The following is a 7017-nucleotide window of genomic DNA, read 5'->3' on the forward strand; positions in this document are numbered from 1 at the left end:
CAGGGTGGTCAAAAACTGCGCAATCCGCGCAACTGCCTGATAGGGCTTCGTCGCGGCCGGTTGTCGGCGCGTTTTCCACGAGGTTGTCCACAGCTTCTGTGCATAACTGATTTCCGGCTGGTCGAAAGCCTTTGCCAGCAATCACTTGGCGAGAAGTGTTGCCGATTTATTCAGAAATTGTCGGCTAAGTGGGGCGTGGACTGGCTCGGCGTTTCCCAGCCGCGCGACGAATTTTGCTAATCTTGCGCGGTGCGATTGCCCCGGCCCGTCCGGGGCGGCGTCTGCCGTGCGCAGGTGTCATGACTACCGATTCACGAATACCGATGGAGTCTTTATGGATAACCTCGAGTCCATTCTGAGCGAGAACCGCGTCTTCTCGCCGTCGCCGGAATTCTCGGACCGGGCGAGAATCGGGTCTCGCGGGGCTCTCGATGCGCTGGTCGCCGAGGCCGAGCGCGATTTCGAGGGCTTCTGGGCGCGGCTCGCGCGCGAGTTCGTCACCTGGGACACCCCGTTCAACCAGGTGCTGGACGAATCGAACGCGCCGTTCTTCAAGTGGTTCGCCGACGGGCGGCTGAACGCCTCGGTCAACTGCATCGACCGCCACCTGCCGGAAAAGGCGGACAAGACCGCCATCATCGCGGAAGCCGACGACGGCACGGTCACGCGCATCTCCTACCAGGACCTGCACGACCGCGTGGCGCGATTCGCCAACGCACTCAAGGCGCAGGGCATCGGACGCGGCGATCGGGTGATCATCTACCTGCCGATGATCCCCGAGGCCACCGTGGCCATGCTCGCCTGCGCACGGATCGGCGCGATCCATTCGGTGGTCTTCGGCGGCTTCTCCGCCGAGGCGCTGCGCGATCGCATCAACGACACCGAAGCGAAGATGGTGATCACCGCCGACGGCAACATGCGCGGCGGCAAGAAGGTCACCCTCAAGGCGCAGGTGGACAAGGCGCTCGAGCACGGCTGCCCGTCGGTCGAGACGGTCATCATGCTCGAGCACATCGGCGGCGTGGCCACCGGCGCCTCGAGCGCGAAGGAACTGACCTGGGCCGAGGCCGTCGACGGCCAGCCGGCCGAGTGCGAGCCGGTGATGGTCGAGGCCGAGCACCCGCTGTTCATCCTCTACACCTCCGGTTCGACCGGCAAGCCCAAGGGCATCGTGCACTCGACCGGCGGCTATCTCGTCAACGCGGCGACGACCTGCGCCTGGGTCTTCGACCTGAATGACGACGATGTCTACTGGTGCACCGCCGACGTCGGCTGGATCACCGGCCACACCTACGTCACCTACGGCCCGCTGGCCCTCGGCGTGACCCAGGTGGTCTTCGAGGGCGTGCCCACCTACCCGGACGGCGGGCGCTTCTGGGACATGGTCCAGCGCCACAAGGTGAGCGTGTTCTACACCGCGCCGACCGCCATCCGCGCGCTGATGAAGCTGGGCGACGAGGTGCCGGGCAAGTACGACCTGTCCAGCCTGCGCCTGCTGGGCACGGTGGGCGAGCCGATCAACCCCGAGGCCTGGGTCTGGTACCACCAGGTCATCGGCGGCGGGCGCTGCCCGATCGTCGATACCTGGTGGCAGACCGAGACCGGCGCGCACGCGATTGCGCCGATCCCGGGGGCGATCGACCTGGTGCCGGGTTCCTGCACCCTGCCGCTGCCGGGCATCATGGCCGACGTGGTCGACGATCACGGCAAGCAGGTGCCCACGGATCATGGCGGCAACCTCGTGATCAAGCGGCCCTGGCCGTCGATGCTGCGCACCATCTGGGGCGACGACGAGCGCTTCCAGCGCACCTACTTCCCGGACAACCTGCCGGGCTACTACCTCGCCGGCGACTCGGCGCGTCGTGACCAGGACGGCTACATCTGGATCATGGGTCGCATCGACGACGTCATCAACGTCTCCGGTCACCGTCTCGGTACCATGGAAGTGGAGTCTGCACTGGTCGCGCACCCGGAAGTCGCCGAGGCCGCCGTGGTCGGCCGCCCGCACGACGTCAAGGGCGAGTCCATCGTCGCCTTCGTGGTGGTCAAGGGCGATCGCCCGCAGGGCGAGGCCGCCGAGGAAATGGTCAAGACCCTGCGCAACTGGGTTGCCGAGCAGATCGGGCCGATCGCCAAGCCGGACGACATCCGCTTCGGCGACAACCTGCCCAAGACCCGCTCGGGCAAGATCATGCGCCGCCTGCTGCGCGGCATCGCCAAGGGCGAGCCGCCACAAGGCGACACCTCCACCCTGGAGAACCCGGCGATCCTCGATCAGCTGATGGGCAAGGACTGACCCAACCGCACCCGCGGAATCGAGAAACCCCCGCAGCCGACGGCTGCGGGGGTTTTTGTTTTGGAGTTGAAACTGACGGCTTTCAGCGTCGCAAGGCGGCGATGAGGAAGCCCGCGGCCGCGACGAGTTCCGCCCAGCCCAGCCAGCCCAATCCCATCAGCCCGCTCTCCTCGAGGTCCCGGCCCTGGGTGGCCAGGAACACCACCAGCAGGAGGGCGCCGATCAGGGTCAGGCGATTGCGTGACCGGTCGCGCCGGGCCTCGTGGCGCAGCGAGGCCAGTTCGTGCCGCTGCCCCTCGAGGAGCTCGGACTGGCGATGGACCTGCTGCATGGCCTGGATCGACAGCCGCGGCAGCTCGGAGAGGTGCTGGTTGAGGTAGGGCAGCTCGTCCTTGAAGCGGTCGAGGAAGGCCTTCGGGCCCATGCGTTCGCGCATCCAGCGCTCGATGAACGGCTTGGCGGTCTGCCACAGGTCGAGGTCCGGGTAGAGCTCGCGGCCCAGTCCCTCGATGGCGAGCAGGGTCTTTTGCAGCAACACCAGCTGCGGCTGGACCTCCATGTCGAACTGGCGCGCGACCTGGAACAGCCGCAGCAGGAAGTGGCCGAAGGAGATCTCGCGCAGCGGCTTCTGGAAGATCGGCTCGCAGACGGTGCGGATGGCCGCCTCGAACTCCTCGACCCGGGTGGTGTTCGGCACCCAGCCGGACTCGACGTGCAGCTCGGCCACGCGGCGGTAGTCGCGGTTGAAGAAGGCGTGGAAGTTCTCGGCGAGATAGCGCTGATCCTCGGGCATCAGCGAGCCGACGATGCCGAAGTCCACCGCCATGTAGCGCGGCTGCTCCGGGTCGGTCGCGTCGACGAAGATGTTGCCCGGGTGCATGTCGGCGTGGAAGAAGTTGTGCTTGAACACCTGGGTGAAGAACACCTCCACGCCGCGCTCGGCCAGTCGTTTCATGTTCACGTTGGCCGCGCGCAGCAGATCCATGCGGGCGATCGGGATGCCGTGGATACGCTCCTGGACCAGCACGTCGGTGCGGCACCAGTCCCAGTAGACGGCGGGTACGTAGAGCATGGCCGAGTCGCCGAACTGGCGCTTGAGCTCGGCGGCGTTGGCCGCCTCGCGCTGCAGGTCGAGCTCGTTCATCAGGGTCTTGTCGAACTCGCGGACCACTTCCACCGGATGCAGGCGCGGGCCCTCCGACCAGTAGCGCTCGGCCAGGCGCGCGACCGTGTAGAGGATCTCGAGATCGCTGCGGATGCGCCGGTGAATGCCCGGACGGGTGATCTTGACGATCACCTCCTGGCCGTCGTCCAGGGTGGCGGCATGCACCTGGGCGATCGAGGCCGAGGCGAGCGGTTCGGCCTCGAAGTAGGCGAAGTGTTCGGTGACCGAGGCGCCGAGGGCCGTCTCGATGCGCTGGCGGGCGAGTTCGGCGGGGAACGGGCGAACCCGGTCCTGCAATGCCGACAGCGCCTCGGCGAGGTCCGGCGGCAGGAGATCGCGCCGCGTGGAGAGCATCTGACCGAACTTGACGAAGATCGGCCCGAGGTCCTCGAGTGCCGCGACCAGCCGTTCGCCACGGGTGCGCCGGCGGTTGTCGGAGAGCCAGTACCAGGGCGAGAAGAACTTGAGAAAGCGGATCGGGCGGAAGATCCTGAGTGCCAGCACGATCTCGTCGAGACCGTGGCGCAGCAGCACGAACTGGATCACCACCAGGCGCCAGAGCAGTCGAGGTCGCATCAGCCCCCCCGGGTCGTGTCGTGGGCGGTGTCGTCACCGGTGGCCGCCTCGAGCCGCCGGATGCGACGTTCGAGCCGCTCGACCGCCGCGCGCGTCTCGTCCACTCCCTCGAGGAATGCCGGCAGGTCGAAATCGTCGGCGACGAGCCGGGCCTCGTGGACCAGGTAGTCGTGCTGCTCGATGCGACGGGTCTCACGCCATTCCGCACCGGTCTGTCGCGCCTTGCGTGCGGCCTGTTCGATCACCCCGGCCGCCGAGACGCCGATCTTCCCGGCCAGCCAGTCGGCCCAGTCGATGTCGAGTTCGTTCAGTGCGCGCAGGAAGCGGGTCGCCGCCTGTTCGTCGCCCTCGATCGTCATTTCACCGGAAAACAGCGTGTCCGAGGCGTGTTCACGTTGCAGGGCGGCCAGCAGCGCCGCGCCGCTGGTGCGGATGCGGGCATCGGGGCGCAGGTCGTCGCCGGATCGCCACATCAGGCCACGGCTGGTGGGCGTGAGGCTGATCGTGAGATGGGGGTGTTCGATGTCGATGGCGATCACCAGCCCGGCCAGGTCGGCCAGGCGCTCGCGCGCATTCATGTCGCGCTCGATCAGCCGGTTGATGACGGTCTCGGCGCTGAAACGCAGGGCAGTGGTAATCATGAAACAGCGGCAGCCACGGGTGGATCAGAGCCAGTCGGTCAGGGCGATACCCAGCCCGATCCGGCTGACCGAGCGATTGTAGTCGATCAGGCTCTCCCCGTAGCCGTTGAAGTACTGCACGTAACCCTTGACGCGCTTGGAGAGCGGGAAGCTGTAATCGATCTGGATCGCGCCCTTGTTGTCGGCGAAATCGAGGTTGTTGCGCAACGTGGCGGCGATGGTCTGCTCCTTCCACTTGTAGGCCAGCAGCAGGTCGCCGTGGCCCATGTGGTCGGTGATGTCGGGGTTCTCGTCCTCGTCGGCCTCCGGCAGCCGAAGCCAGCCGCGCAGGCGACCGGCGAAATTGCCGCGTCCGAAGGAGGTGCTGGCGGCGAGCCGGTTCCAGCTGCGCGAGCGCTCTCCGCCCTGTCCGTTGGAGGTGTGGATCAGCGAGAGGCGATTGCGCTTGAAGGTCAGGCCGGCCAGCGAGAAGTCGGTGTCGATGGTCAGGCCCACCTCCGGCTCGTAGTTGGTCTCGCGAAACGGGGAGGAGGCGTCGTCCTCCTCGCCGAGGAGCTTGGTGTTGTAGGTCTGCCAGAGCGAGAGCTGGGTATAGCCGAAGTACAGCGCCGTGCCCGGGCCGAACGGATCCTCGAACCAGTCGAACTGGAACGAGAGCTGGAACTTCGTCTCGGCGTGCTGGGGCTCGAAATCGTAGACATCGCGCGACAGGTCGGTGGGCGTGTAGGTGGCCGGCATGATGTAGTTCGGCTGGTAGCTGCGCATCACGAAGGGATTGCGCTCGCCCGACTGCTCGGATTCCAGTCGCCGCTCCAGGGCGACGGGCTCCGACTCGTGAATCAGCGGTATTGCCGCTTCGTCGGCCGCAGGGTCGTCGCTCGCCGGCTCGGCTTGGCGGGCGGTGGCTGGTGCCGGGTCGCTCGACGTGTCGTCATCGCTGGCCTCCGGGCCTGTCGAGGCCAGCCGATCAAAACAGGCAAGCCGTTCGCTGTCGTTGTCGATCGCGGTGCAGGAGGACCAGTCCGGCGCCCCCGCCAGAGCCGGCGCCGACGCGAGCATGCCGAGCATGAACAGGACGGACAGGGCCGGAGGCAGCGGGCCCGGGAGCGAGCGAAAGGGAAGACGGGACATGGCGGCAGGTCTTTGATGAATGGCGGCCGGTGGGCCATGATAGACGTTCGGGAAGTCCCGCACGAATTCGATGTGCAAGGCCTGTGCATCGGACCCGTGGCGGGCAGGGCCCGCGGGCGACTGAGTGAGAGTCGCCCGGCGGACGGGAGTTCCCCGCTGACCCCGGAGGGCACCATGGGACAGGCCAAGAAGCACGCCCGGCAACTGGACGCCGATTTCCTCATCCAACCGGCCGGCGAGGTGGCGGCCGTGCTCGTGCGCGCTCAGCAGGCCGTTTTTCGCCGGGCCTGGGCGCACTACCGCGAGGCCGCTGACGAAGATCCCGAGGCGCTGCACGACCTGCGGGTCGAACTGAGGCGCCTGCGGGTCTGGTTGCGGTTGTCCCGCGACGTGCTGCGCACGCGCAAATCGACTCGACGGCGACTCAAGGCGCTCGCCCGGGCAAGCAGCCCCCTGCGCGATCACGAAGTGATGCTCGAACTGCTCGACCAAGTGGCAGAGGACACCGACTGCGCCGACGTGGCGGCGCGGATTCGTCAACTCGCCGACGATCACGAACCGCCGCATGGGCGGTTGTCGTTCGATACCAAGCCCGGTCTCAAGCCGCGTGCCCGTTCGCAGACCGCGTCGTTCGTGCGCTGGTACACGGCCCAGGTCGCCACGATGACCGAGTGCATCGAGCGCGATCTCGCGGCCGGCCGTGACCGCGCTCATGCCGCGCGCATCCAGGTCAAGCACCTGCGTTACCTGCTCGAACCCATGCACGAGCCCTTTGAGGTGGTCGAGCCGATGCTGGCCGACCTCAAGACGATCCAGGACTGGTTGGGCGACCTGCACGACCTGGTGGTCTTCCGCGGCCACCTGGCCGATTACGGCGGCTGGTTGTTGACCGATGCCTTGCCCGGCCCATTGGCTCGGCCCGGCAAACAGGCCAGGCCGTTGACCCAGGCGTTCGCCGGTGTGCGCGACGACGTCATTCGGCTATCGGCCTGGCAGCATGAGCGATTCGAGTCGATGTGGCGCGAATGGCAGGAGGCGCGCCCGGCGCTGGAGAAACGGTTGTACACCGCCCGCAACCGCCTGATCGGCGATCTGGAAAACGCCGCCCGCGCGGGCGATTGACAAGCCGGCGCAAAACGACAAGAATTCCCGGTCCCGCGCCGGAGTAGCTCAGTTGGTAGAGCAGGGCATTCGTAATGCCAAGGTCG

General features: G+C 67.0%; 6 protein-coding genes. 3 read left to right on the plus strand and 3 right to left on the minus strand.

Translation table 11 applies throughout. The features are described from left to right. Both ACLFRM_RS08595 and acs read left to right on the plus strand, forming a co-directional pair. The coding region (locus ACLFRM_RS08595; protein ID WP_410755327.1) for a hypothetical protein at positions 1 to 240 on the plus strand (240 nt) is incomplete at its 5' end. 94 nt (positions 241 to 334) lie between these two features. Continuing rightward, on the plus strand, positions 335 to 2296 hold the full coding sequence (acs, locus tag ACLFRM_RS08600) for an acetate--CoA ligase (protein WP_410755328.1): 1962 nt from the start codon (positions 335 to 337) through the stop codon (positions 2294 to 2296). An 82-nt stretch (positions 2297 to 2378) separates the two neighbouring features. Here the strand turns inward: acs and ubiB are convergent, their stop codons facing one another. From ubiB to ACLFRM_RS08615, 3 genes are read right to left on the minus strand one after another with little or no spacing between them, the layout of a single operon-like run. After that, positions 2379 to 4037 (minus strand): ubiquinone biosynthesis regulatory protein kinase UbiB, encoded by a 1659-nt coding sequence (gene ubiB / locus ACLFRM_RS08605; protein ID WP_410755329.1) that lies wholly within the window; start codon positions 4035 to 4037, stop codon positions 2379 to 2381. Then, positions 4037 to 4678, minus strand: a complete 642-nt coding sequence (locus tag ACLFRM_RS08610; protein WP_410755330.1) for an SCP2 domain-containing protein — start codon at positions 4676 to 4678, stop codon at positions 4037 to 4039. Before ACLFRM_RS08610 ends, ubiB begins: the two co-directional genes overlap by 1 nt. Positions 4679 to 4702: 24 nt before the next feature. After that, positions 4703 to 5809 carry a phospholipase A gene (locus tag ACLFRM_RS08615; protein ID WP_410755331.1) on the minus strand — a complete coding sequence of 369 codons (1107 nt, stop codon included), beginning with the start codon at positions 5807 to 5809 and terminating at the stop codon, positions 4703 to 4705. Between the two features lie 174 nt (positions 5810 to 5983). Here ACLFRM_RS08615 and ACLFRM_RS08620 point away from each other — a divergent pair, with 174 nt between their 5' ends. Further along, positions 5984 to 6931, plus strand: coding sequence for a CHAD domain-containing protein (locus ACLFRM_RS08620; protein ID WP_410755333.1), 948 nt, complete (start codon positions 5984 to 5986; stop codon positions 6929 to 6931). Positions 6932 to 7017: the final 86 nt, after the last annotated feature.

Origin of the sequence: Guyparkeria sp. (assembly GCF_046540515.1) — a bacterium.
GTDB lineage: Bacteria > Pseudomonadota > Gammaproteobacteria > Halothiobacillales > Halothiobacillaceae > Guyparkeria.